Origin of the sequence: Aeromonas sp. FDAARGOS 1408, assembly GCF_019048665.1 — a bacterium.
Lineage (GTDB): Bacteria > Pseudomonadota > Gammaproteobacteria > Enterobacterales > Aeromonadaceae > Aeromonas > Aeromonas dhakensis.
Map to the genome: position 1 here is coordinate 579,532 of NZ_CP077394.1, position 23,927 is coordinate 603,458.

A 23,927-nucleotide genomic window follows, 5' to 3' on the forward strand; every position below is an offset into this window, starting at 1 on the left:
TGGAGTGATGACCAGTTTGCCGGAGCGATGGGAATGAGAATAAAACAGGGATGGACTGCAAGCGTTCCAGGGAAATGGGACAGGGCATCGCGCCCGGTTGACTAGATATTTTCTATTTTCCTTGATGACAGGAACACCCCTATGTCTGACATGAACATTGCAGTAGAAGGCAACTTAGCCAGTAATGCGTCTTCCCGTGGCATCAACAAGGCCGATGTGGTCTGGATGCTGGGTCTGTACGGTACCGCCATCGGTGCCGGTGTGCTCTTCCTGCCGATCAACGCCGGTGTAGGTGGCCTGTGGCCGCTGGTTGCCATGCTGATCCTGGCCCTGCCGCTGACCTTCTTCGCCCACCGTGGCCTGACCCGCTTCGTGCTGTCCGGCTCCACCCGTGACGGCGACATCACCGAAGTGGTGGAAGAGCACTTCGGCAAGACCGCAGGCAAGTTCATCACCCTGCTCTACTTCTTTGCCATCTACCCGATCGTGCTGATGTACTCGGTCGCCATCACCAACACAGTCGAGAGCCTGATTGTTCACCAGCTGGGCATGACTGCACCTCCCCGTGCCGTGCTGTCACTGGCGCTGATCCTGGGTCTGATGGCGGTTGTTCGTCTGGGCGGCCAGGTCATCGTCAAAGCGATGAGCGTGCTGGTATTCCCGTTCGTGATCACCCTGATGGGCCTGGCGCTCTACCTGATCCCGCACTGGAATGGTGCCATCATCACCGAAGCCCCGGCGCTGGGTGATGCCTTCAACGGCGATTTCATCAAGACCCTGTGGCTGGCCATCCCGGTCATGGTGTTCTCCTTCAACCACTCCCCGATCATCTCCTCCTTCGCGGTGGACAACAAGGGTCGTTACGGTGAAGGTGCCGAGAAGAAGTGCAGCAACATCCTGCTGGGCGCCCACGTCATGATGGTGATGACCGTTATGTTCTTCGTATTCAGCTGCGTACTGAGCCTCTCTCCGGCTGACCTGGCTGCTGCCAAGGAACAGAACATCTCCATCCTGTCCTACCTGGCCAACCACTTCGACAACCCGGTCATCGCCACCGTGGCTCCGCTGATCGCCATGGTTGCCATCAGCAAATCCTTCCTGGGTCACTACCTGGGTGCGCAAGAGGGCATGAACGGCCTGATGGCCAAGGCGCTGCGCGAGAAGGGCAAGAACGTTGACACCAAGCAACTGAACAAAGTCACTGCCGTGTTCATGATCCTGACCACCTGGGCCATCGCCACCATCAACCCGAGCATCCTCGGCATGATTGAAGACCTGGGCGGCCCCATCATTGCCATGCTGCTGTTCCTGATGCCGATGTACGCCATCACCAAGGTGCCGGCCATGCGCAAATACGCTGGCAACATCAGCAACGGCTTCGTGACCATCATCGGCCTGATCGCCATGTCCGGTATCATCTACAAGCTGATTGCCTGATAACTCCGGTTACCCGCTTGAATGAAGACGCCGCCTCGCAAGAGGCGGCTTTTTTTATGGCCGCTGTCCAGGGATACGGCCTTGCATAAAACCGGGCATATTCTCGCCGCCACGCTTAACAAAGGGGCGGGGCAGGCCTAACATGGCGGGATGTTCTTCTAGACAGGACAAAAGGATATGTCTGGGTTGAAAAAGGATCTCGGGCTCTGGCAGGGGATGGGGCTGCTCGCCACCTCCCTGCTCGGCACCGGGATCTTCGTGGTGCCGGCTACCGCCGCCTCGCTGGCAGGTGGGGCCTCGCTGTGGGCCTGGTTGCTGCTGATTGCGCTGGTTCTGCCGATTGCTTTTACCTTTGCCCGCCTCGGCCGTCGTTATCCCCACGCCGGCGGCGCTCCGCACCTGATTGGCCTCGCCTTTGGCAACGGCGCCGAACGCTTCTCCGCTTTCCTCTTTCTGGCGGTGTTGCCGGTGGGCCTGCCCGCCGCCCTGATGATCGCCGCCGGCTTCTGGCACGCCCTGTTCGATCTGGGGGAGTGGACTCTGTGGGCCATCCAGCTGCTCACCCTGCTCGGGGTCTTTCTGCTGGGGCTGCGCGGAGCGCGCTCCTCCGGCAACCTGCAACTGCTGATCGCGCTCGCCATTTTGGGGCTGACCCTGCTTATCTGGTTCAAGGGGGATATCAGCTGGCGCGACGCCGCCAGGCCGCTGCCGACGACGGAGGAGTGGCCTGCTATGGCCACCGCGCTGGCGGTGATGTTCTGGTGTTTCGTGGGGCTCGAGGCCTTCGCCCACATGGGGGAGGAGTTCAAGCGACCGGAGCGGGACTATCCGCTGGCCCTGCTCGGTGGGGTGTTGCTGGCGGGGCTCATCTACTGGGTACACTCGCTGGTGGTGCTCAAATATGGCCTCTACGGCGATGAGGCGACCAACGCCACCGCCATTCCGGCCCTGCTCTCCCTGCTGTTCGGCCCAACCGCCAAGTGGCTGGTGGCGGTGCTCGGCTACCTCTCCTGCTTTGCCAGCATCAACATCTACATTCAGGGCTTTGCGAGGCTGATCTGGAGCATGGCACGCGAAGGCAAGCTGCCCCCCTCGCTGGCGGTGCTTACCGCTCGCGGCGCGCCGCTGCGGGCGCTCGGTCTGGTACTGCTTATCTGCCTGCTCTGCATCACCCTCATCATCTGGTTGCGGTTGCCGCTCGATGAGCTGATCCGCTACGCCAACGGCAACTTCGTGCTGGTCTACCTGCTCTGCATGGCGGCGGGCTGGCGTCTGCTCGGCGGGGTGGGCAAGGGGCTGGCGGGGATAAGCGTACTGCTCTGCGCCCTGGTGCTGGTGGCGCTCGCTTCCCAGGTGCTCTATGCCGTCGTGCTCAGTCTGGGGTATGGCTGTTTCTCGTTATGGCGACGCAGAGGTCGCTGCTCGGCGCCAGATGATCGTGTCTGCGCCATCAAGTAACCCGAAAAAAGCCCCGCAGTGCGGGGCTTTTTGCTGCCTGTCAGCGGCTGGCGGACAGGTCGCTGCGCAAGATGGCGTAGTGGCGCAGGGAGATGAAACCATCCCCCTTGCGTTCGCACTCCCGCGCGGTGCCCTCGTAGTGAAAACCAGCCCGCTCCAGCAGGCGAGCGGAGGGGCGGTTGGGCTCCTCCACCACCGCCAGCAGCCGGTGCAGCGCTGTGGTGCGGTAAGTGAGCGGCAGCCACAGTTGCAGCGCCGCACTCATCACCCCCTTGCCCCAATGCTCGGGATAGAGCCAGTAGCCCAGCTCGGCCCGCCGGTGCTCAGGGTCGGCATCGTTGTAGCCGATGGCGCCGAGCGGTTCGCCCGTGTGGTGGTCACGAATGAGGTGCCAGGCGCCGCGGCCGGTGCGGGTCAGCTCGGCATACCAATCCATCTGGGCCTGGCACGCCGTCAGGCTGTCGTAGCTGACGCCGTAGTAGGCGACGACCCGCGGATCGGAGAGGCCGCGGTAGATGTGGGGCAGATCGGCGTCGCTGACCGGATCCAGCCTGATGTGGGGTTGTTGTGTTGCTGTCATGGTGGCTCCTTGCAGCCAACCTGAGTTGGCCGCGTGAGTTGAGTGATAAAGGATGGATGATGCTGGCTGGCGTCAGGCAAAGCCGAGCAGGTCGGCAAGGCGCGCCAGCTCGTCACGCCACTGCTGCTGCAGGCGCGGGGTCTGGTGCCTGGGCTTGCGGGCCAGATCGGCGGCGAGCAGGGCATCAAGCTCATACCAGCGTGCCAGCAGTGCCTCTTCGTCATGTGTCGGGCCGGCTGGGGCCAGCCCCATGGCGGGGTCTGCCAGGCTTGTCTTGTCTGCTGCCGGCGAGGGGGGGTTGCCAAACAGCTCGGCATAGGCGCGCTCGGCACTGTGAGCCTCCTGGATGCGCCCATCCTTTATCAGCCAGAAGCGGTTGCAGCTGCGCTCGATCAGCTCCCGGTCGTGGGAGACCAGCAGCACGCCCCCCGGGAAGGTGGCAATGGCCTCGGCCAGCTCCTCCTTGCCCGCCAGATCCAGGTGGTTGGTGGGCTCGTCGAGCCAGAGCATGTGGTGGCTGCCGAGGGACAGGGCGAGAAACAGCAGTCGTGCCCGCTCCCCCCCGCTCAAGGTGTGCACCTGCTGACCGTGGCGGGCATAGGGGAAACCCGCCCGAATCAGCGCCTGACGCCGGGTCGTCTCCGGCAGAGGGGACAGCGGGTAGAGGGCGTCGCTCAGGGTAGCGTCGTCCGCCAGCTGCTGCAGGGACTGATCGTAATAGGCGATGCTGGCGCCGGGGTGACAGTACCAGCCCGCCTGCGGGCTCTGCGCGGCCAGCTCGCGCCAGCACTGGCGCAGCAGGGAGGACTTGCCGGTGCCGTTGGCTCCGAGCAGGGCGACCCTGTCCCCCGCCCGCAGCCAGAGTTCCTCGGCCCGCAGCAGCGGCGGCAATGATGGCGCCGGCGCCACGTCGAGGGCCTCCAGCCGCAGCAGGGTGTCGGCGGGCAGGCTCAGTCCGCGCAGCTCGAGTCGCCAGGGGGCCAGTGCCGCGACCTGGCTCTGCTCCTCCTGCAGGCGGGCGATGCGTTTTTCCATGGACTTGGCCTGGCGTACCAGCTTCTCGTTGTCATGCTCCCGCCCCCAGATGGCGAGGCGTTTGCTGCTGGCGCTCAGGCGGTCTATCTCTTTTTGCTCGTCGGCCCGGCGCAGGCGGGCCTGCTCATCCTCGGCGGCCAGCGTCGCCCGGGCCTGGCTGCAGGGCAGGGCGAAGCGGTGCAGCTGGCCGTCTCGCAGGATCAGGGTCTGCTCGGTGACGCTGTCCAGCAGGCGAGCGTCGTGGGAAACCAGCACGAAGGCACCGCGCCAGCCCAGCAGAAACTGCTCGAGCCAGAGCAGGGCGGGCAAGTCCAGGTGGTTGCTGGGCTCATCGAGCAGCAGCAGGTTGGGTTGGCGCAGCAGGGCGCGCCCTATCTGCAGCCGGCTGTGCTGGCCGCCGCTCAGCGCACTGACCGGCAGCGTGGCCTGGGCCTCCAGCTGCAGCTCGGCCAGCAACTTGTCCACCTGCCACTCGGCGCTCGGGTCGTTGCCCAGCGCATCCAGCAGCACGGCGCGGGTGCTGAGGGTTGAAAGTCTGGCTGGCAGTTGTTGGGCCACGAACTCGCAGCGGCAGGCGGCAGCCTGCACGACCCGGCCGGCCTGGGGCGTGCGCTCGCCCGCCAGCAGCGCCAACAATGTGCTCTTGCCGCAGCCGTTGGCGCCAATCAGGCCGAGTCGGTCGCCTGCGCGAATGCCGAGTTCGAGGTGGTCAAATAACGGAAGGTGCCCTGCACTCATCTGCAGGGAATGGGTACTCATCAGGGTTGTCATGCTCTTGCTCTCTTAAATCGCGGGATCAAAGATCCCTGTCATCAGGAGCGCTGGCGACAACGGCAGAGTCGAGAAAGGTCTCGGTATGGAAGGGAGTCGGCTTTGCTCGAACCCGCTATCGCAGCGCGATGGTATGCAGGCAAGAGCACGCGAATGTGCCGAACAGGCGAACCGAGAACATCGGACACGCTTGGATAACCATTTTTTACCTCCTTGTGTTTCGTTATGGCACGGTGCGGCGATTATAGGCACAGAAAAAAACAGTCGTCCATCCGCCCTGTGGGGGGCCGTGGGCACCGCATCGGGAGGCGCAGGGTAAAAAAACGCCCCGCTGGGCGGGGCTGGTGATGGGGATGTCAGTCGCGGGGGGTCTTGAGCGCCTCAATCACATCGTCATTGGGGGCCAGCCCCTCCACGTGGTTGAAGTTCTCCACCCCCTCCTGCGGGTTGAGGGTGAAGGCGTCGGCACTCAGGTAGCTGCCGCTGCCGGCACTCTCCACCACGACGATGAGCTCGGGCTGCTTGTCGCCGTTGAGATCCAGCAGCTTGAGCTCCTTGATGTTGCCATCGCGCGGCAGCACCTTGCCGTCGATGAACTGATCCAGCGGGAACTGGGGGTTGGCGCCGGAGTAGAGGCGCACGTCGTAGCTGCCGGTGGAGGCCGGTTCGCCGCGCCCTTCGCTGACGGTCACTACCTGGCCTGAGGGGAGCGTCAGCTGTTTGAAGAACCCGTCCGCCGCCTGGCTGGCGAGGGGTAGGGTGAGCAGGCCGAGTGTCATGAGCAAGGCTTTCATCGGTTTGACCCTTGTTACTGCGGCGGCGGTTGCCCGCCACCTGTGTCACTGTGCGAACCGGTCGGGCAGTCCCCGCCGGTCCGCGTCATCCACCCCTCAGCGGGGTCGTCATTACCAGATCTTGACCCGTTTGGCAGGGTCCAGATAGAGCTTGTCACCCGGCTGGATGTTGAACGCCTCGTAGAAGGCGGGGATGTTCGGCACCACGCCGTTGACCCGGTACTCCGGCGGCGAGTGGGGATCCGAGGCGAGCAGCATCTGCATCAGCTCGGGGCGATACATGCCCTTCCACACCTGAGCCCAGCCGAGGAAGAAGCGCTGCTCGCCAGTGAAGCCGTCCAGCACCGGGGCCTCCTTGCCATCCAGCGACAGCAGATAGGCCTTGTGGGCTATGGTGAGGCCGCCCAGATCGCCGATGTTCTCCCCCAGGGTGAACTGGCCGTTGACGAACTGCCCCGCGATGGGCTCGAAGCGGTTGTACTGGGCCACCAGCCGGCTGGTGCGGAAGCGAAACTCCTTGAGATCGGTTGGCGTCCACCAGTCGCGCATCACGCCGTCACCGTCGGATTTGGCCCCCTGATCATCAAAACCGTGGCCCATCTCGTGGCCGATCACCCCACCGATGGCGCCGTAGTTGACCGCATCATCCGCCTGCATGTCGAAGAAGGGGGGTTGCAGGATGGCGGCCGGGAAGACGATCTCGTTGTTGCTCGGGTTGTAGTAGGCGTTCACCGTCTGCGGCGACATGTGCCACTCGTCTCTGTCCACCGGCTTGCCGAGGCGCGCCAGGTTGTCGGCGTATTCGAAGGCGCGGGCGCGCTGCAGGTTGCCCACCAGATCGTCGGCGCGGATCGCGATGGCGCTGTAATCCTTCCACTTGTCCGGGTAGCCGATCTTGGGGCGGAATTTGGCGAGTTTCTCTTTGGCCTGGGCCTTGGTGGCTGGCGACATCCAGTCCAGCTCTTCGATGCTCTGGCCGTAGGCGGTGCGCAGGTTCTCCACCAGCTGTTCCATGCGGGCCTTGGCCTGGGGCGGGAAGTAGCGCTCTACGTAGAGCTTGCCCACCGCCTCGCCCAGATGATCGTCCAGCACGCCGAGGGCCCGCTCCCAGGGGGCCCGCTGCTTGGGCGTGCCGCTCAGGGTGGTGCCGAAGAAGGCGAAGTTCTGGGCATCGGTCTGGCTGTCGAGGTAGGGGGCGTAATCGGTGATGAGCTGCCACTTGAGGTAGGCCTGCCAGTCGCCGATCGGGGTCTGCTTCATCACCTCGTTCAGGGCCGCGAGATAGGTCGGTTGGCCGATGACCAGGCTCTGCTGGCCGGCGAGGCCGGCCTGGCTCAGGTAGGCGTCCCAGTCGATGGCGGGGGCGAGGCGTTTGAGCTCGCTCTGGGGCCCCTTGTTGTAGTTCTTCTCTCGATCCCGCAGGTTGACGTTGTCCCACTGGATCTTGGCGAGTTTGCTCTCGAGGGCCAGCACCCGCTTGGCCTTGGCGGCGGCATCCGGCTCGCCGAAGCGGCCCAGCATGGTGGCGATGTGTTGCTCGTATTTCTTGAGCAGCGCCTGGCTGGCGGCATCCGTCTTGAGGTAGTAGTCCCGATCCGGCAGGCTGAGGCCGGCCTGGTAGAGGTAGACCGCATAGCTGTCCGGGGCCTTGGCGTCGGCGTCTATCCAGAAGCCGAAGGGGGCGCCGCCGCCGTTGCGACCGCTCTGGGCGAAGGCGCGGGCCAGATCCTGGCTGCTTTTGATCTGCTCGATCTCGCTCAGCATGGGCAGCAGGGGAGCAGTACCCTTGGCATCCCGGGTCGCCTGATCCAGATAGCTGTGGTAGAGATCGCGGATCTGCTGGGCCTGGGTGCCGGCGGCAGCCTTGCCATCCAGCCCTTCCACCAGCACCCGCACGTCCGCCAGGGACTTGTCCCGCAGCAGGTAGAAGGCGCCGTCGGCGGGCCTGTCGTCCGGGATCTTGGCGGTGGTCAGCCAGTGGCCGTTCACGTAGCGGAAGAAGTCATCGCCGGGTTTGACGCTGGTGTCCATGTTGGCCAGCGCGAGGCCTGAGTGCTTGTTGCTGGTATCCGGCGCCTGACTGCAGCCTGCCAGCAGGGCCAGCCCGATGAGGCCGGCCAGTATGCTTTTCTTATTGTTCATTTTTTGATTCCAATTCGGGTTATACGGCTTCCTTGCCCACGCAGGGAGCGATTCACTCTAGCAGTCGGGTTAGCGCTTGATAAGCCCGACTCTGCTAAGATCCGCCAGGTCGTATTGGGGAAGCCTATGATTTCTCGTATTTATTCTCGCTTTTGTCAGACTCTGCCTGCGCCGGAAGGTTCCCGCGGCTTGCTGGTGGCCTTCAGCGGCGGGCTCGACTCCACCGTGCTGCTGGTGCTGGCGGCCCGCTTCGCTCACGCCCACGGCCTTGCCCTGCGCGCCCTGCACGTCCATCACGGCCTGAGCCCACATGCCGACGAGTGGGTGGCCCACTGCGAAGGGGTGTGTCAGCAACTGGCGGTGCCTCTCATCACCGTGCGGGTGCAACTGCAGCGGGGCAGCGGCGACAGTCTGGAGGCGCAGGCGCGGGAGGCCCGTTATCAGGTCCTCGCCGCCCAGCTGGGGGAGGGGGAGTGGCTGCTCACTGCTCACCATCAGGACGATCAGCTGGAGACCCTGCTGCTGGCGCTCAAGCGTGGCGCCGGTCTGCGCGGGTTGGCGGGCATGGTGCCGAGCCAGCCCTTTGCTGGCGGCCTGCTGCTGCGCCCGCTGCTCGAGGTGAGCCGGACCGAGCTGGCCGAGGCGGCGGCCGGCCTCCCCTATGGCTGGGTGGAGGACGAGAGCAATCAGGATGTGAGTTATGACCGCAACTTCCTGCGCCAGCAGCTCATTCCCCAGCTCAAGGCCCGCTGGCCCGCCATGGCCCATACGGCGGCGCGCAGCATGGCGCTCTGCGCCGAACAGGAGGCGCTGCTGGAGGAGCTGGCCGAGGCCGACTGGCGACTGGCGGCGGCAGGAGAGGCGCTGCAGATCACGCCGCTGCAGGCCCTGTCAGGCACCCGGCGCAACAACCTGCTGCGCTACTGGATCCGCCGCCAGGGGGGCGAGATGCCCTCTCGCGAGCAGCTCGGTCTGCTCTGGCGGGAGGTGGCGCTGGCGCGGGAAGACGCCAATCCCCAGCTCAACTGGGGGGAGCAGAGCTGCCGCCGCTTTCAGGGTCGGCTTCATCTGGTGCGACCCGGGTTGCAGCCTCGTCACGAGCAGCTGGCGTTGAGGGTGGGGGAGACGCTGATCCTGCCGGACGGGCTCGGCGAGGTGCGACTGATCTCGCGGACGGAGGGCGAAGGGCTGCGGCTGCCAGGGGCGGACGAGCCGCTGTCGGTGCGCTTCGGGGTGGCCGCCGGCAGCATGCTCAAGCCGGTGGGGCGCGGCGGCAGCCGGCGCCTCAAGAAGCTGCTGCAGGAGTATGGGGTGCCCTCCTGGCAGCGCGGCCGCATTCCCATCCTCTATTACGGCGAGCAGGTGGCGGCGGTGGGCGAGCTGTTCCTCTGTGACGGATTCATGACGCAGGAGCCAGGCCTGGCCTGGCACTGGCTGCCGGCGGCGGCCTGTCAGCCCCCGCTGTAATCCTCTCTGCAGCAAACGGACAAGGCCGGCATATGCCGGCCTTGTCGTATTCAGCGGCTGACCGGTTCAGTCCAGCAGGCCGGCCTTGCCCGCCTTCTTGCGGGCATAGAGGTGAGCATCGGCCGCCTCGTACAGGCTGTGCACGTCCACCCCGGACTGCCAGCTGGCGGCCCCCAGGCTGCAGCCGACCGAGAAGGTGCTGAGCTCCTTGTGAGTCAGCAACATGTGCTGCAGACGCAGCCAGACCGGGCGCCAGGCCTCGGGCTCGGCGGGTTGCAGCAGCAGGGCGAACTCGTCGCCGCCGAGGCGAAACGCCTGATCCGTGCTGCGGATGCAGTGGGTCAGCAGCTGGGCGAAGCGGCTCAGCACCAGATCGCCCACCGGGTGACCCCAGGTGTCGTTGATCTGCTTGAAGCTGTCGAGATCCAGCAGTACCAGCACCAACCCGTGAGACTCCCGGCTGTGTTGCTCCACCGCGCGGCCGATGGCCTCGTCGAAGTAGGAGCGGTTGCCGAGCCCGGTCAGGTGATCGAGCCGCACCTGCAGCTCCAGCTGTGACAGGCGCAGATAGAGGGGCAGCGGCAGGCTGAGCAGCTGATGATACTGCTGCAGCACCCGTTGCTGACTGCCGCTCAGGGCGTGTTCGAGGGTGTAGTGCAGCTGGCCGATCAGCTGGCCATGCTGACCGCGCAGCTCGAACGGGTAGCTGTGCAGGGTCAGGCTGGCCTGAGGTGGATGCTGGATCAGGGTGTGCGGCTGGCCGCAGTCGAAGTGCAGGCTGTGAATCCGGACAATTCTTGCCGCACGATCGGCAAAAGTTGCCAGCAGGCTGCCCAGATCCGTCTGCACCAGCAACTGCTCGAGCAGCTGGTTGCGATCCTGGCTTGCCAGCGGCGTGAGCCGCTCCATCTGGCGAACCCACTGCTCGATGCCATGTCCCAAACCGCTCAATGATGATGTGTTTTCCACGGTACAGCCCTCAAACAACCTACTTCCTGCTGCTTACCTGCAATACCTGTGCCCAAAATATGTTCGATGCGAACAAGGGCGGCTGGCTAGGCTTAAGTAGATAAAAAAGGAGGAAATATTGTACGCAGACGTATTGATCCTGCTGCTTGCCGCCGTCCTGCTGGTGGCGATTTTCCGGCGCCTGGGCCAGCCGGTGATCCTCGCCTACCTGCTCGCCGGGGTCGTGCTCGGCCCCCATGGCGCGGCCGTGATCACCGGCCAGTCGATCATGCAGACCATCGCCGAGCTCGGCATCGTCTTTCTGATGTTTTCGCTCGGGCTCGAGTTCTCGCTGCCCCGGCTCATCGCCATGCGCCGGCTGGTGATCGGGGTGGGCGGCCTGCAGGTGTTGCTCACCTCCCTGCTGTTTTTTGCCATCGCCTGGTGGTGGGGCCTGAGCCTGCCTCAGGCGCTGGTGGTGTCGGGCACCTTGGCGCTCTCCTCCACCGCCGTGGTGATCAAGCAGTTGGGGGATCAGAAGCAGCTGCATACCCGCCGTGCCCAGCTCGGGGTGAGCGTGCTGCTGTTTCAGGATCTGGCGGTGGTGCCGCTGTTGGTGATGATCCCCATTCTGGCCCGGCCGGAGATCCAGGGCAGCGCCCTGCTGGCGGAGATCGCCTGGGCCACCCTCAAGGGACTGTTTGCCCTGCTGAGCCTGCTGGCGGTGGGCAAGTGGCTGCTGCCGCTGCTGTTTCACGAGGTGGCGCGGGCCCGCTCCGACGAACTGTTCGTGCTGAGCACCCTGCTGGTGGCGCTGCTGGCCGCCTCGCTGACCCAGTGGATGGGTCTCTCCATGGCGTTGGGGGCCTTTCTGGCAGGCATGATGCTGGGGGAATCCCACTACCGTCACCAGCTGGAGGTGGACATCCGGCCGTTTCGAGACGTGCTGATGGGGCTCTTCTTCATCACCATCGGCATGACCATGGACTGGCAGCGGGTGGCGCTGGACTGGTGGCTGGTGGCGCTGAGCGTACCGGCCCTTATTCTGTTCAAGTCCCTGCTGGTGCTGCTGGCCGGTCGGCTGATGGGGGAGCGCAAGCGCGACGCCATGGCAGCGGGGATCATGTTGAGCCAGGTGGGGGAGTTCGGCTTCGTGCTGCTGGCACTGGCCAACCACCACGGTCTGCTCGATCATCGGCTGGTCTCTTTGCTCATCGGTATCGGGGTCACCTCCATCGCCATGACCCCCTGGCTGGTGCAGCAGGCTCATCAGCTGGCCCGCTCCCTCACCGATCCGGCCCTGCTCACCCGCTCCGAAGTGGCCCAGTCGGGCCTGAGCAAGAGCCAGCACGTGATCATCGCGGGCTTTGGCCGGGCCGGCCAGACCTGCGCCCGCTTTCTCAAGCAGGAGGAGATCCCCTTCCTGGCGCTGGATCTCGACCCAGAGCGGGTGAGCGAGGCCAAGTCGGCGGGGGAACAGGTGGCATTTGGCGATGCCAGCCGGCGCGACATCCTGCTGGCCGCAGGCCTGCTGCGGGCCCGGCTGGTGATCATCACCTTTGACGATCCCAAGCGGGTGGAGGCCATGCTGGCGCTCATCAGGGAGCTGGCGGGGGAGGTGAAGGTGCTGGTGCGCACCCGCGATGACAGCTTCCTGGAGGCGTTCAAGCGGGCGGGGGCCTTCGAGGTGATCCCCGAATCCCAGGAGGGGGCCCTGATGCTGGTTTCCCACCTGCTGCTCAACTGCGACATCCCCATTGGCCGGGTGATCCGGCGCATGGAGCACGAACGCAGCAACCAGTATCGCTTCCTGCACGGCTTCTATTGGGGAGATCAAAGCGCCGGCAACCTGGAGACGGATCAGCTGCTCGAGCGGCTGCACCCCGTGCTGCTGCACGAGCAGGCCTGGGCGGTGGGGCGCAGCGTGCAGGCGCTGGGGGTCGATGCGGTGCGGATCAGGGAGGTGCAGCGGGGCACACAGCGGCTGGAGCCCAGACCCGAACTGGTGCTGGCGACGGGGGATAAGCTGGTGCTGTTTGGCAATGCGGTGGCGGTGGAGCAGGCGGAGCAGCGCCTGCTGGAGGGGCGCTGATCCCTGAGCCCATGTTGCACCAGCCCTGCTGCCAATGCCGTCCCCGCTTCCCTTGAATGCTCCGGCTCAGGCCTCGACCCGTACCGCCTCCTCTAGCCCCAGAAACTGTTCGACCCGCTGGCGCTCGTTCAGGGTATCCAGGTAGCCCAGCTTGATCAGCTGCTGGCAGTAGCCGGGATAGAACATCAGGAAACTGGCCAGGCTGCTGGTCTCGTCCCCCGTCACCCCCAGCACCCGCAGCAGGCGGCGCAGATGCACCGGCAGCTTGCGCAGATAGGCCAGCGCCAGCAGGTCGAGATCCTGGCTTGGCTTGAGCACGCAGGTCTCCACCCGTTTGAGTTTCAACCGGTTGCGCTCCCGCTCCGGGATGAGATCCAGGGTCTGGTTGATGCGCCACAGCCGCTCCAGATCCGAGTTGAGGGTATCGGTGAAGACGGTGTCCAGCAGGTGGCTGGCGATGTTGGAGCTGGTCAGGTGGCCATGGTGAAAGGTGGGGGCCGTGTGCGCCGGTGGATCCAGGGTGATCAGCAGGATCCGCTCTGCCCCCAGGTGGATGGCGGGACTGAGCGGGCTCAGCTGATGGATGGAGCCGTCGCCGTAGAACTTCTCGCCGATGTGGGTGGCCGGGAAGACGAACGGCAGCGCCGAGGAGGCGAGCAGGTGATCCGAGGTGAGCAGGGTGCGCAGCCCGCGCCGTCTGGCCCGCTCCCACGGCAGGTGTTCCGCTCGCCCCTGAAAGAAGGTAGTGGAGAGGCCGTCGTCGTAGTCGGAGGCGGTGATGGCCAGCGCCTCCAGGCTGCCGTAGAGGATGTTGTCGTCGATGCGGTGATAGTCGATGAGCTGATCCAGCAGGCGGCGCAGCGGCGCGTTGTCGAACAGGTGAAAGGCGTGGTTGGTATGGGGATTGACGAGCCCCGCCGAGCCCTCGTACATCAGTCGCCACAACAGGCGCCCCGGGTGAAAGTCGAAGATGTGGTGGGTCTCGAAACGGCGCCAGACCCACTCCAGCTTGCGCACTCCCAGATGAAAGCAGGAGGCGTAGCAGGCCAGCGCGGTGACATTGATGGCGCCGGCCGAGGTGCCGCACAGGATGGGAAACGGAATGCCGAGATTGCGGGGATAGAACTCGGCGATCGCCTTGAGGGCGCCGACCTGGTAGGCGGCGCGGGCACCACCACCGGTCAACAGAAGAGCTGTGTTGGGTCTGGCCATGATACTGCGCCTTATGCATGCCACTGAGGGTGTTGCCACCGAGCAATTTAACTATAAGACGCTGTATCAAATATAAAAACAGGCCTGCCCACCATTTTTTTGCAGGCCCTTTTTGAGGCTGTTTAGTTGGCGCGACGGGCGGCGCTCAGCTGATCGAACGCGGCGAAGGCCGGGGCACTGGCGAGGATGCGGCCGTGGCCGAGGCCGCGGGTGCTCACCAGCCGGGTGCGACCATCCTGGGTGGCTCGCAGGGAATCACCGTGCGGGGCGAAGCGATCCTCCTCGTCGTGCACTATGATGGCGGCCCCGCTGCGGCCGGCGAGCCGCCCCAGCGGGTCGACCGTGCTCAAGGGGTGCTGGTACTCCTGCTCAATCTCCTTGACCACCGCATCGAACAGCCGGATGGAGTAGCCGGAGCGCGCCACCATGCCGTAGAGCTGGGGCACGTAGTCGAGCACCGGCGAGATGAGCAGCAGCGGCAGGGCATCCAGCTCGCGTCGACGGCTGGAGAGGGTGACGGCGCCCCCCATGCTGTGGGCGATGACACCCTGCAGCGGGCCGCACTCCGCCGTCATCTTCTCCACCAGTTCGTCGAAGGCACGCACGAAGCGGGGCAGGTGGCCGGTATGGCCGGCGCTGTGGCCGTGGGCCGGGTGATCGTAGGCAATGGCCGTGAAGCCCTGGGCCGCAATGTGGCTCATCAGCGGGTAGAACTGACTGGCGCTGCCTGACCAGCCGTGCATCAGCAGCCAGACCGGCCCCTGGCCGAGCCGGTAGCTCATCAGGGTGCCTTCGCTGGTGTGTACGGCCTGCTTGGCCAGTCCGGCCGGTGCCGAGTCATCCCGCTGGTTGCGCTGGGGGGTGAGCAGCAGCTTTCTGGCGGTACGTTTGGCATGAGCGGGGGTCAAGGTGTGATGCAAGCGGGTGCCAAGGCCGAGCAGCCATTTGCTCGGGCTGAAGCGGCGGGTGTTGAAGTAGATCTTGCTGCTCATGGTCATCCTGTGGTTTTTATGTGCGAACGGTCGTGCTTTTTTGTCGGTTTTAAAAAAGAGAGGTCAATCCATCAGCGCCAGCCATCCAGCAGCGTCTCCACTTCGGGCCAGAAGTGGCGGGCCGGATCCTGACACAGATCGAGGGCATTGAACACCTGATCCGCCAGATAGAGACCATAGAGGCGATAGACGGCGCGCCAGGGATCCATGTCGCTGCGCCACTCGCCCTCGCTCTGTCCCTGCACCACCTGGCGGGCCAGGTAGTCGAGCCAGAAGCGCACCAGCTGGCGGGCGGCCTGCTGCACCTCCCCCTCCTGGGCCGAGGTCCAGGCGTCGAGGAACATGCAGCGGCCGGCGAAGCACTGGTTCCAGGCCAGCCAGGCCTGCAGCAGGGCCGTCAGCTTCGCTCGCTGGCTGCCGTGCTGCTGCTGGCGCACCGGCTGGATCACCCGCTCCCGGAACACCTCGGCGGCGTACTCCAGCACGGCGATCTGCAGGTTGTCGCGGGACTGGAAGTGGGCGAACAGGCCGCTTTTCGACATCTCGCAGGCGCTGGCAAGGGAGCCGATGGTGAGGCTCTCCAGTCCCTGCTGGCTCGCCTGCTCGAACGCAGTCTGCAAAATGTTGTCGCGGGTCAGCCGGCCCTTGCTCATCACACTCTCCTTTATAGACCGGGGCAGCATAAAGTACGACCGTGCTATTTGTCGAGCAGCGAATGGGCCTGCAAGAGAGGATGAGGCGGGCTCAGTCGTCCTTGATATCCATCTGCTGCAGGGCGATAACCGCCTAGGTGCGGTTCTTGACACCGGTTTTTCTGAAAGATGGGAATGAGGTGGATCCTGATGGTGGCAAGAGGCTCAGTCGTCCTTGATATCCATCTGCTGCAGGGCGATGACCGCCTGGGTGCGGTTCTTGACGCCGAGCTTTCTGAAAATGGCGGTGATGTGGGCCTTGATGGTGGCCTCGGAGACGTTGAGCTCCCAGGCGATCTGCTTGTTGAGGCTGCCGTCGCGCAGCATCACCAGCACCTTGTACTGCTGGGGGGTGAGGCTGGCCAGCTTGCTGGCAAAATCGGCGCCCTCACAGGGTTCGGGGTGGAGCGAGATGCCGGCCGGCACCCAGTTGTCACCCCCGATCACCGTATTGAGGGCGTTGACCAGCTCCTTCATCGGCGCCGATTTTGGGATGAAGCCGAGCGCGCCCAGGCGCAGCACCTGCTGGATGATGGCGGGCTCTTCCGAAGCGGATACCACCACGATGGGCAGGTCGGGATACTGGCCGCGCAGGTGGGCGAGGCCGGAGAAGCCGTTGGCCCCCGGCATCTTGAGATCGAGCAGCAGCAGGTCGACTTCCGGGTGCTCACCCAGCAGGTGGGCCAGGCTGTCGATGGAGTCCGCTTCCAGCAGCTGGGCATCGTCGATGGCCATGTGCACCGCTTGATAGAGGGCGCCCCGAAACAGGGGGTGGTCATCTGCGATGACGATGGTAAATTGGCTGTCCATTGCTCACATTGTTGCTAACTGATTGTTTTGGAAAATCAAACTAGCACCGCTCCCGGAGAGGGTCAAACCTGCCGGCGCGCAAATGTGAAGCGACCGTCGGATGTCGTGCCATTGGGGCAGATGGGATGGTCATGAACAACCCATGCAGGAGGCAATAGATGGGATCTCTGGTATTGACGGTGGGCACTGGCTCCACCTGGGCGATGCGGGCGGCGCTGGTGCTGGCCATGAGCGGGCTGGAGTGGCAGGAGCAGGTGTTCGATCTGGAGGATGCCAAGGAGCTGCAGCGGCTCAAGCGGCTGGCCCCCGCCGGCCTGGTGCCCTGGCTCGATCACGACGGTGTGCGGGTGCACGACTCGCTGGCCATCGCCGAATATATCCACGAGCTCTGCCCCGATCGCCAGCTCTATCCCGGATCACAGGCCGAGCGGGCGCTGGCCCGCAGCCTCTGCGCCGAGCTGCACGCCGGTTTTCGCCAAATTCGCACCCTGCTGCCCTTCTTCCTCGGCGCTCCGACCCGCAGCGAACCGCCGGTGGAGGCCATCGGCGAGCTGGCCCGGCTGCAGACCATCTGGTCCCAGGCGCGAGGCCCTTTCTATTTTGGCGAGGCGGGGATCCTCGATGCCTTCTATGCGGTGATGGCTTACCGGCTGGCGAGCTATGGCATCCAGCTGCCCGGCCAGGCGGGCGCCTATCAGCAGGCGCTGCTGGCCTGGCCGCTGTGGCAGCAGACCCTGGTCAAGGCGCGTCTGCAGTGGCCGGCGGCCGCCCGTCAGCCGCAGTGAACCCGCGGGCATAACCGCAGTGAACAGCTTGTCTGAACGGCTGGTGTAAACAGAGAGGGGAGCCACTGGCTCCCCTCTCTGTTTGGGGTTGATTCCTTCAGCTGGATTACGGCTGGCGGCCGGCGAACACCACCACCACCTTGTCATCTCCCTTCTCCCGCACGAAGGCATAGGGGCTGTCGGCCAGTTTCTGGTGGCTGCCCGCCGCCACCGCCGGGTGGGCGGCGCGGAACTGGCCGAGCCGCTGCCAGTGCTTGACCAGCTCGGCTTTCTCGCCATTGGCCAGCTCCTGCCAGTTCATGTCGGAACGCAAGCCTTGATCGAACACGCCGCCATCCTTGGCGAGCCCGCGGCCGGACTCATCGCCGTAGTAGATCTGGATGCCGCCCGGCAGCAGCATGAAGCTGCTGGCGACCCGGCGCTGCAGCGGCACGTCCTGATAGTCGCCGAAGAACAGCTTGGTGTCGTGGGAACTGATGTAGCTCAGCACGTTGAACTCGGGATCCTGATTGATGCGGCTGGCATAACTGGCGTAGGTGGGCTCGGCGCTGGCCAGGCACTGGGCCTGGGGCAGGGCGAACTCGCGCTGATAGTCGAAGTTGATCAGCGAATCGAAGCCGTTTTGATACCAGAAATCCTTGGCCACCCCGTGATCCCACACCTCGCCCACCATGTAGAAGGGCAGGTCGTCGAGCTTTTTGGTCGGGTTGTCGGCTTTCCACTCCTTGAGGGCATAGGTGCCAGCCTGCTTGAGGCGGGCCCACACCTCTGGCTCCAGGTGTTTGACGGTGTCGGCTCTGAAGCCGTCGATGCCGAAGCGGCGCACCCAGTCGGTGTGCCAGGCAATGAGATAGTCGCTCACGGTGGTGTTGGGCAGTGGCTTGGCCCTGGTGTCCTGTTTGGCCGCCAGCAGCGGCGGCAGCCCCACCGGCTTGGTGGATTCGGTCAGAAAGTCCGGCAGCCCCGCCACCGAGCCGGTGACATCATCTGTGCCGGGCTGCGGGTAGCCGGGCAGGCCGGCCCGCACCCAGTCACCGCTCCACCACTGGTCCCACTTCGGCGACTGGTAGTCGATGAACTGGTTGTAGCCATGCCAGTTGAGACCGCCGCTCGGGCGCCACTGGTTCCAGGTGGTCGGTAGTTTGGCTGTGTTTTGGGCCAGATCGGTGAGCCCCAGATCTTGCAGGTCGGCGAGGGTGGCGTAGCCTGCGTGGTTCATCACCACGTCGAGGATGATGCGCATGCCGCGCTTGTGGGCCTCGTCCACCAGGGTTTTCAGGCTCTCCTCGTCGCCGTAGTTGGGATCTATCTTGGTGAAGTCCAGCGCCCAGTAGCCGTGGTAGGCGTAGAAGGGGAAGTTGCCCTGCTCGCCACCGCCGATGAAGCCGTGCACCTGCTCCACCATGGGGGTGATCCAGATGGCGTTGATGCCGAGCTGCTTGATGTAGTCGAGCTTGGCGGTCAACCCCTTGAAGTCGCCACCGTGCCAAGTGGCCACTTCATCCTGACCGTCTTTCTGGCGCCCGAAGCTGTGGTCGTTGGCGGGATCGCCGTTGTTGAAGCGGTCGGTCAGCAGGAAATAGACGCTCGCCTGATCCCAGTTGAACGGCGCTGACTTGGCTGCCTTGACCGGCTCGAGCAGCAGTAGGCCACCGCTCTCTTTACTCGGCGTCAGGGTCAGCTTGCCGCCCTTGACCACCCCTTGCTGGCCGGAGTAGGCATCCCGCAGTTGGGTGCCGTCGGGCCAGACTCCTTTCAGGGATACGGTCACCGGGCCGCTATCCCAGCTGATGCAGGGCTCCGCTGGCGGCTGGCGCTTGAACTCGCTCTTCCTGGTGGCACGCAGCACCTTGAGGCTGGGGGTATCCGGGTTGAAGGTGAACTCATACTCCCCCGTCAGCATCACCCGCAGGTTGAAGTGCTGCCCCTTGCTGCACTTGTCCATGGGCTGGGCGGTGCCGAAGGGGAGCGGTTTGGCCTCGCTCGGGCCGAAGCTGGTGCCGCAACTGTTGCCCGCGTCGCTGATGCGGATCTGGTGGCTCCCCTTGGTGAGCGGATGGGTCAGCTGCACCGCCCCCTTGTCCAGCGTCAGCGGCGCGCCGACCGGCTGGTCATCCACGTAGAGGCGCACCTCGGCGGCCATGGCCTGAGGGAGGAAGAGGGGGCAGGCCAGCAGGGCGAGCCAGAGGGAAGAAACCGAGGGGGTGCGACGCATAAGCCATTCCTTGCTGGGGTTAAGCGGACCAGATTGCCGTCAATGGGGCTCATTCTAGGAGGCATGAGGGCGCGCTTGGACAGGCAAACCGTCGATTTGTGACATCAGTTCAAATGGTTACGTTTTCAAGAGTGGAAAAGTGTGAGCGGGGTGTCGTGCCCATAAAAAAAGCCGGTCGATAGACCGGCTTGTTGCATTGCCACCTTCGTCACACGGTGAAGAACTTGAAGTTGACGAAGGCCACCGCGATGAAGGAGGCCACCATGCCGCTCAGGCAGAGCACGGCCGGGCGAATGGCCGGCCAGCGATGAGTCAACAGCACGATCGCCAGCATGGTCGGATAGAGGCCGAACATGTAGCGCGGCATGGCATTGAGCCCTGTCATCAGCGGAATGGTGCAGCAGATGAACATCAGGGTCGCCTCGGCCCAGCGCTTCTGGCTGAACAGATAGAGGTTCAGCGCCCAGCCGAACATCACCATGATGGAGAGGTAGGATTTGCGTCCGCCCAGCTCGAAGCCGCTCAGCCACCAGTCCAGCGGGCTGTCCATGTAACGGCCCCAGGCCACCTGGATGTGCTTGAAGGCCAGCGCGTCACCGGTGAGGTGATAGAGATAGAACATGTAGGCGAACAGGCCGAGCGGGATCATCCAGAGGGTGAACACCACCTTGAAGGCGCGCTCGGTGAAGCGGAAGAACTCGCGCCAGCCGTAGGCCTGCAGCGCCAGGATCAGCACCGGGAACACCATCATCACCCCCAGGTTGCGGGTGGCGGAGATGAAGACGCCGAGCAGGGCCACCATCAGCCACTGCTGGCGATAGGCGAACAGGAACATCCCCAGCATCAGCGCCATGAACATTGACTCGGTATAGCCGGAGACGAAGTAGGCGGAGAAGGGGGAGAAGGCGAGCAGCCAGACACCGAAGCGGGCGGTATCGTCACCCAGCTTGAGTTGGCGCAGCACCAGCAGCATCAGCGGCAGGCTGGCGAAGAACGCCAGGTTAGCCACCAGCATCAGGCCGATCAGGCTCTCGACGTTGAGCAGGTTGGAGAGGGTGCCGGAGATCATCGGGTAGAGCGGCATGAAGGCCCAGTTGGCCGCGTTGCCCTTGCTCAGCCAGCGCGGGTAGAGGTCGTAGCCGTTCTCGATGATGCGCTGGAACCAGACGCAGTCAAACTGGCAATAGGCCTGCAGCGGGCCTATGTCGGTGGCGCCGTAGAGCTGGACGCCGAAGTAACCCATGCCGTACAGGGCGACCCGGCTCAGCACGAAGGCGGCGATGATCATCAGCCAGTCGCGACCGCTGATGCGAAGTGACGGGCGATAGGGCGCCACCTGGTCGGGGGCAGTGGTGGTAGTCATGTCATTCATCAGGCAAATACCCAGATCCTGGAGAGGAGGTAGGTGAGCACGGTGACCGTCAGGGTGGCGATCACCACCGGCAACAGACCGGAAAGACCCGCAAACAGCAGACCGCTCAATATCAGGTTACGCACCGCCAGCGAGAAGAGGGCGACCAGCAGGAACTTGCTGGCGGCACCCTGCTTCTGGAAGGTGATGTAACGGTGACCGAAGAAGGAGAACCAGAACGCGATGGCAAAGGCCAACGTCGTCACCAGGTGCTCCGAGATGGTGGGCCAGGTGTGAAACAGGGCGATGGAGGTGCCCAGATCGACGAGGGTGGCCCCCCCGCCGACAAACCCGAAACGTACCAGCCGCCAGAATTCCTCGCGGGAGATCATTGAGAAGCCTGCTCCTGCTGGTCATCAGCGGCCTTAGCGGCAGCAGCCTTCTTGCCGGCGCTCTTCTTGCTGCCGCTGGCGGCGTCCTGCTTGGGCTCTTCATCCTGCTTGGCATACTGGCCGTAGACCCCTTCGATGAGGTAGACGGGGCGCTGCTTCACTTCCACGAACATGCGGCCGATGTACTCGCCGATGATGCCGAGCGACAGCAGCTGGATGCCGCCGAGGAACAGCACCACCGACATCAGGGAGGCGTAACCCGGCACGTCGATGCCGAAGAAGACCACCTGAGTGACGATCTTGAGGATGTAGAGGAAGGCGACGAAGGATACGCCGACGCCGACGTAGCTCCATACCCGCAACGGCCAGCTGGAGAAGCTCATCAGACCGTCGAGGGCGAAGTTCCACAGCTTCCAGTAGTTGAACTTGGTCTCGCCGGCGTGGCGGGCGGGGCGCTCGTAGGGCACACCGACGGCACGGAAACCGGCCCAGGCGAACAGCCCCTTCATGAAGCGGTTGCGCTCCGGCAGCTGCTTGATCGCCTCGACCACCTTGCGGTCGATCAGACGGAAGTCGCCGGCGTTCTCCGGCAGCTTGGTGCTGGTGGAGAGGGCGTTGAAGAAGCGGTAGAAGCCACCGGCGGTGAGGCGCTTCATCGGGGTGTCGGCGCTGCGATCCACCCGGATGCCGTAGACGGTGTCGTAGTCGCCGGTCTGCCACAGCTTGACGAATTCGAGAATGAGCGAGGGCGGATCCTGCAGGTCCACGTCCATCGGCACCACGGCATCACCCTTGGCGTGATGCAGGCCGGCGGTCATGGCCGCTTCCTTGCCGAAGTTGCGGGCCAAGTTGACCAGGGTGACGCGCGGGTCGCGGGCGATGGCCTGCTCGACCACCTCACGGGTGCGGTCGCGGCTGCCGTCGTTGACGAATACAATTTCCAGCTGATCCTTGAGCGGCGCCAGTTCGTTATCTATCGCGTTGATGAAGGCATCTATGCTCTCTTCCTCGTTGTAAACGGGAACGATCAGAGAGAGTCGAAAATCGGCATGCGACATGAAAACTTCCTTATTTGGAAAATTATTTTATAAAACAGCGTATTGGAGAATACGTCTTACTGGGCGACGGTCAAGCGCACCGACTGGACATTGAGCGGTGTCGGGGCGGAGAGCGCCAGAAAGTTGGGACGCTTGGGATCCGAGGTCAGCGACTCGCCCGGCAGGCTGAGACGGATCTCGTTGATGCCGGCCTTGGCCAGCTTGACGGTGGTAGTGAAATCGTGACCCAGTGCCACCTTGAGCAGGGCGCCGGCCTGCGGGCTGTTGACCCGGGCTTGGATGGTCAGCTCTTCCGGCTGTGCCTGCTGCTTGGGCAGCACGAAATAGAGGCCACCCTGGCCGCTCAGTTCGGTGCCGTCCGCGCTCGGTTTCTTGGCCCAGCCTTCGCTGGAGAGGAAGCGGCTCGGCTTGGTCAGATTGAGCTCGTTGCCGGGCTGGTAGGTCATGCTGGAGTTGTGCTCCCAGAAGCGGGTCTTGCCTTCCAGGTAATAGAGCTTGTAGGCCAGGCTCACGTTGGGGTGGGCGGCCAGATAGAGGGTGTAGAGATAGAAACCACTCAGCGCCATGATGGCGGTCAGAAAACCAAACTTTTTGTACGTCATATCACTCTCTGCGCCTCACGGTTTGTAGGCTGATTTCGCGCATATGCTAATCCAATTGCAAAAAAAGCATAGTGGATCACAAAAATATATTTGGTCACATATTAACCCCTTTCTGATTGGTGTTCCAAATGTCGCTTCTCCCTCTTTTTAGCTAGCCCCCAGGCCCTGTTGTGGCGGGCTGGCCGGGCCCCTTTTCTGCTCGGGCGATGCCGCTTTTTCGGTGCCCCGATCATGGTCTGCATCCCTGTGGCAGGATCTGTCGCCATTTTGCCGAGGCCGATTTATGATGAGCTGATACGCCGTCAAGGATGACCCATGAAGCTGAAACTCTGCTGCTGGATGCTCTGGTTGCTGACACCGCTGGTATCGGCAAATGCGCTGTGCCCTGCTCCCTTGCGGATCGGTTATGACAACTGGCCGCCCTATCACTATTACCTCGAGTCCGCGGCCGGCAAGAAAGAGCTGCAGGGCTTTGCCATCGAGGCGCTCAACGCCATGCTCAAACGACTGGATTGCAAGGCCAGCTATGTGGAGATGCCCTGGAAACGGGTGTTGCACGGTCTGGCGCTGGGGTCGGTCGACATTGCCATGGAGGCCTACTTCAACGAGGATCGTGCCCGTTATGCCTGGTTTTCCGATGCCTACAATCCGGGCCGCAGCGTGCTCTGGATCCGCAAGTCAGACGCCTATTCCGACACCGATCTGGCGAGTTGGCTGGCCGACGGGCATACCCTGGGGGTCACCAAGGACTACTACTACGGCGCCGAGATCAGCGAGCTGCTGCGCCGTTATGCCGCCCAGGTGAGCGTGGTCAACGACGAGCAAAACTACGGCAAGCTGGTGTTGGGACGCATCGACGGTTTCCTCGGCGATGTGCTGGCCACCCCCTGGGGCTTGAAGAAGGAGGGGCTGAGCGATCTGATCGTCCCCCATGCCATGGCCGTATATGAAGCACCGACCTTTTTCATGTTCAGCAAGAAACGGTTGTCTCCCGAATTCGTGCGGGAGTTCAATCGCGAGCTGGCCAAGTTTAAAGCAACAAATGAGTATGACATTATCTGGCGGCGCTATGCGCCCGCCGGCTAGCAAAGTCG

General features: G+C 63.9%; 20 protein-coding genes. 6 read left to right on the forward strand and 14 right to left on the reverse strand.

Features of this window, described 5'->3' with window-relative positions; genetic code table 11:
* Positions 1 to 141 precede the first annotated feature (141 nt).
* A complete protein-coding gene (locus I6L38_RS02955) occupies positions 142 to 1,437 on the forward strand; it encodes an HAAAP family serine/threonine permease (protein ID WP_005303413.1) in 1,296 nt (431 codons plus the stop codon).
* Positions 1,438 to 1,614: 177 nt separating this feature from the next.
* The gene (gene yjeH / locus I6L38_RS02960; protein WP_117404546.1) at positions 1,615 to 2,895 is read left to right on the forward strand and encodes an L-methionine/branched-chain amino acid transporter; all 1,281 of its coding nucleotides are present in this window, start codon (positions 1,615 to 1,617) and stop codon (positions 2,893 to 2,895) included.
* Between the two features lie 40 nt (positions 2,896 to 2,935).
* Here the strand turns inward: yjeH and I6L38_RS02965 are convergent, their stop codons facing one another.
* The 4 genes from I6L38_RS02965 to I6L38_RS02980 form a co-directional block, all read right to left on the reverse strand.
* Positions 2,936 to 3,475, reverse strand: coding sequence for a GNAT family N-acetyltransferase (locus tag I6L38_RS02965; RefSeq protein WP_043170798.1), 540 nt, complete (start codon positions 3,473 to 3,475; stop codon positions 2,936 to 2,938).
* A 72-nt stretch (positions 3,476 to 3,547) separates the two neighbouring features.
* The gene (locus I6L38_RS02970) at positions 3,548 to 5,281 is read right to left on the reverse strand and encodes an ABC-F family ATP-binding cassette domain-containing protein (RefSeq protein ID WP_043170797.1); all 1,734 of its coding nucleotides are present in this window, start codon (positions 5,279 to 5,281) and stop codon (positions 3,548 to 3,550) included.
* Between the two features lie 356 nt (positions 5,282 to 5,637).
* On the reverse strand, positions 5,638 to 6,075 hold the full coding sequence (locus I6L38_RS02975; RefSeq protein ID WP_019839061.1) for a PliI family lysozyme inhibitor of I-type lysozyme: 438 nt from the start codon (positions 6,073 to 6,075) through the stop codon (positions 5,638 to 5,640).
* A 111-nt stretch (positions 6,076 to 6,186) separates the two neighbouring features.
* Positions 6,187 to 8,217: a M13 family metallopeptidase gene (locus I6L38_RS02980; RefSeq protein ID WP_010634764.1), complete on the reverse strand. Its 2,031-nt coding sequence runs from the start codon at positions 8,215 to 8,217 to the stop codon at positions 6,187 to 6,189.
* 126 nt (positions 8,218 to 8,343) lie between these two features.
* On the opposite strand from I6L38_RS02980, the gene tilS reads away from it, so the two are divergent.
* Positions 8,344 to 9,684: a tRNA lysidine(34) synthetase TilS gene (gene tilS, locus I6L38_RS02985; protein WP_201880375.1), complete on the forward strand. Its 1,341-nt coding sequence runs from the start codon at positions 8,344 to 8,346 to the stop codon at positions 9,682 to 9,684.
* 66 nt (positions 9,685 to 9,750) lie between these two features.
* Here tilS and I6L38_RS02990 read toward each other — a convergent pair whose 3' ends face one another.
* Positions 9,751 to 10,671: a GGDEF domain-containing protein gene (locus I6L38_RS02990; RefSeq protein ID WP_226014335.1), complete on the reverse strand. Its 921-nt coding sequence runs from the start codon at positions 10,669 to 10,671 to the stop codon at positions 9,751 to 9,753.
* A gap of 100 nt (positions 10,672 to 10,771) precedes the next feature.
* On the opposite strand from I6L38_RS02990, the gene I6L38_RS02995 reads away from it, so the two are divergent.
* On the forward strand, positions 10,772 to 12,724 hold the full coding sequence (locus I6L38_RS02995; RefSeq protein WP_201880393.1) for a cation:proton antiporter: 1,953 nt from the start codon (positions 10,772 to 10,774) through the stop codon (positions 12,722 to 12,724).
* A 66-nt stretch (positions 12,725 to 12,790) separates the two neighbouring features.
* Here the strand turns inward: I6L38_RS02995 and I6L38_RS03000 are convergent, their stop codons facing one another.
* The 4 genes from I6L38_RS03000 to I6L38_RS03015 form a co-directional block, all read right to left on the reverse strand.
* On the reverse strand, positions 12,791 to 13,936 hold the full coding sequence (locus I6L38_RS03000) for a patatin-like phospholipase family protein (RefSeq protein ID WP_024941010.1): 1,146 nt from the start codon (positions 13,934 to 13,936) through the stop codon (positions 12,791 to 12,793).
* A gap of 122 nt (positions 13,937 to 14,058) precedes the next feature.
* Positions 14,059 to 14,928 carry an alpha/beta hydrolase gene (locus tag I6L38_RS03005; protein WP_043170792.1) on the reverse strand — a complete coding sequence of 290 codons (870 nt, stop codon included), beginning with the start codon at positions 14,926 to 14,928 and terminating at the stop codon, positions 14,059 to 14,061.
* 71 nt (positions 14,929 to 14,999) lie between these two features.
* Positions 15,000 to 15,581: a TetR/AcrR family transcriptional regulator gene (locus I6L38_RS03010; protein ID WP_017408581.1), complete on the reverse strand. Its 582-nt coding sequence runs from the start codon at positions 15,579 to 15,581 to the stop codon at positions 15,000 to 15,002.
* 204 nt (positions 15,582 to 15,785) lie between these two features.
* Complete coding sequence (locus I6L38_RS03015; protein WP_005303387.1) at positions 15,786 to 16,430, reverse strand: response regulator transcription factor; 645 nt, start codon at positions 16,428 to 16,430, stop codon at positions 15,786 to 15,788.
* Positions 16,431 to 16,588: 158 nt separating this feature from the next.
* Between I6L38_RS03015 and I6L38_RS03020 the strand changes: the two genes are divergently transcribed.
* Entirely contained in the window at positions 16,589 to 17,215 is a 627-nt protein-coding gene (locus I6L38_RS03020; protein ID WP_017784008.1) for a glutathione S-transferase, read from the forward strand.
* Between the two features lie 106 nt (positions 17,216 to 17,321).
* Here I6L38_RS03020 and I6L38_RS03025 read toward each other — a convergent pair whose 3' ends face one another.
* From I6L38_RS03025 to I6L38_RS03045, 5 genes are all read right to left on the reverse strand, one after another.
* Positions 17,322 to 19,430: an alpha-amylase gene (locus tag I6L38_RS03025; RefSeq protein ID WP_216989128.1), complete on the reverse strand. Its 2,109-nt coding sequence runs from the start codon at positions 19,428 to 19,430 to the stop codon at positions 17,322 to 17,324.
* Between the two features lie 208 nt (positions 19,431 to 19,638).
* Entirely contained in the window at positions 19,639 to 20,802 is a 1,164-nt protein-coding gene (locus I6L38_RS03030) for a membrane protein (protein ID WP_043170790.1), read from the reverse strand.
* The gene (locus tag I6L38_RS03035; protein ID WP_005303379.1) at positions 20,802 to 21,173 is read right to left on the reverse strand and encodes a GtrA family protein; all 372 of its coding nucleotides are present in this window, start codon (positions 21,171 to 21,173) and stop codon (positions 20,802 to 20,804) included. The genes I6L38_RS03030 and I6L38_RS03035 overlap by 1 nt, the downstream gene beginning before the upstream one ends.
* On the reverse strand, positions 21,170 to 22,231 hold the full coding sequence (locus I6L38_RS03040; protein WP_043170789.1) for a glycosyltransferase family 2 protein: 1,062 nt from the start codon (positions 22,229 to 22,231) through the stop codon (positions 21,170 to 21,172). Before I6L38_RS03040 ends, I6L38_RS03035 begins: the two co-directional genes overlap by 4 nt.
* A 56-nt stretch (positions 22,232 to 22,287) precedes the next feature.
* Positions 22,288 to 22,833, reverse strand: coding sequence for a hypothetical protein (locus I6L38_RS03045; protein WP_005303374.1), 546 nt, complete (start codon positions 22,831 to 22,833; stop codon positions 22,288 to 22,290).
* Positions 22,834 to 23,148: 315 nt separating this feature from the next.
* Here I6L38_RS03045 and I6L38_RS03050 point away from each other — a divergent pair, with 315 nt between their 5' ends.
* On the forward strand, positions 23,149 to 23,919 hold the full coding sequence (locus I6L38_RS03050) for an ABC transporter substrate-binding protein (RefSeq protein WP_043170788.1): 771 nt from the start codon (positions 23,149 to 23,151) through the stop codon (positions 23,917 to 23,919).
* Positions 23,920 to 23,927: the final 8 nt, after the last annotated feature.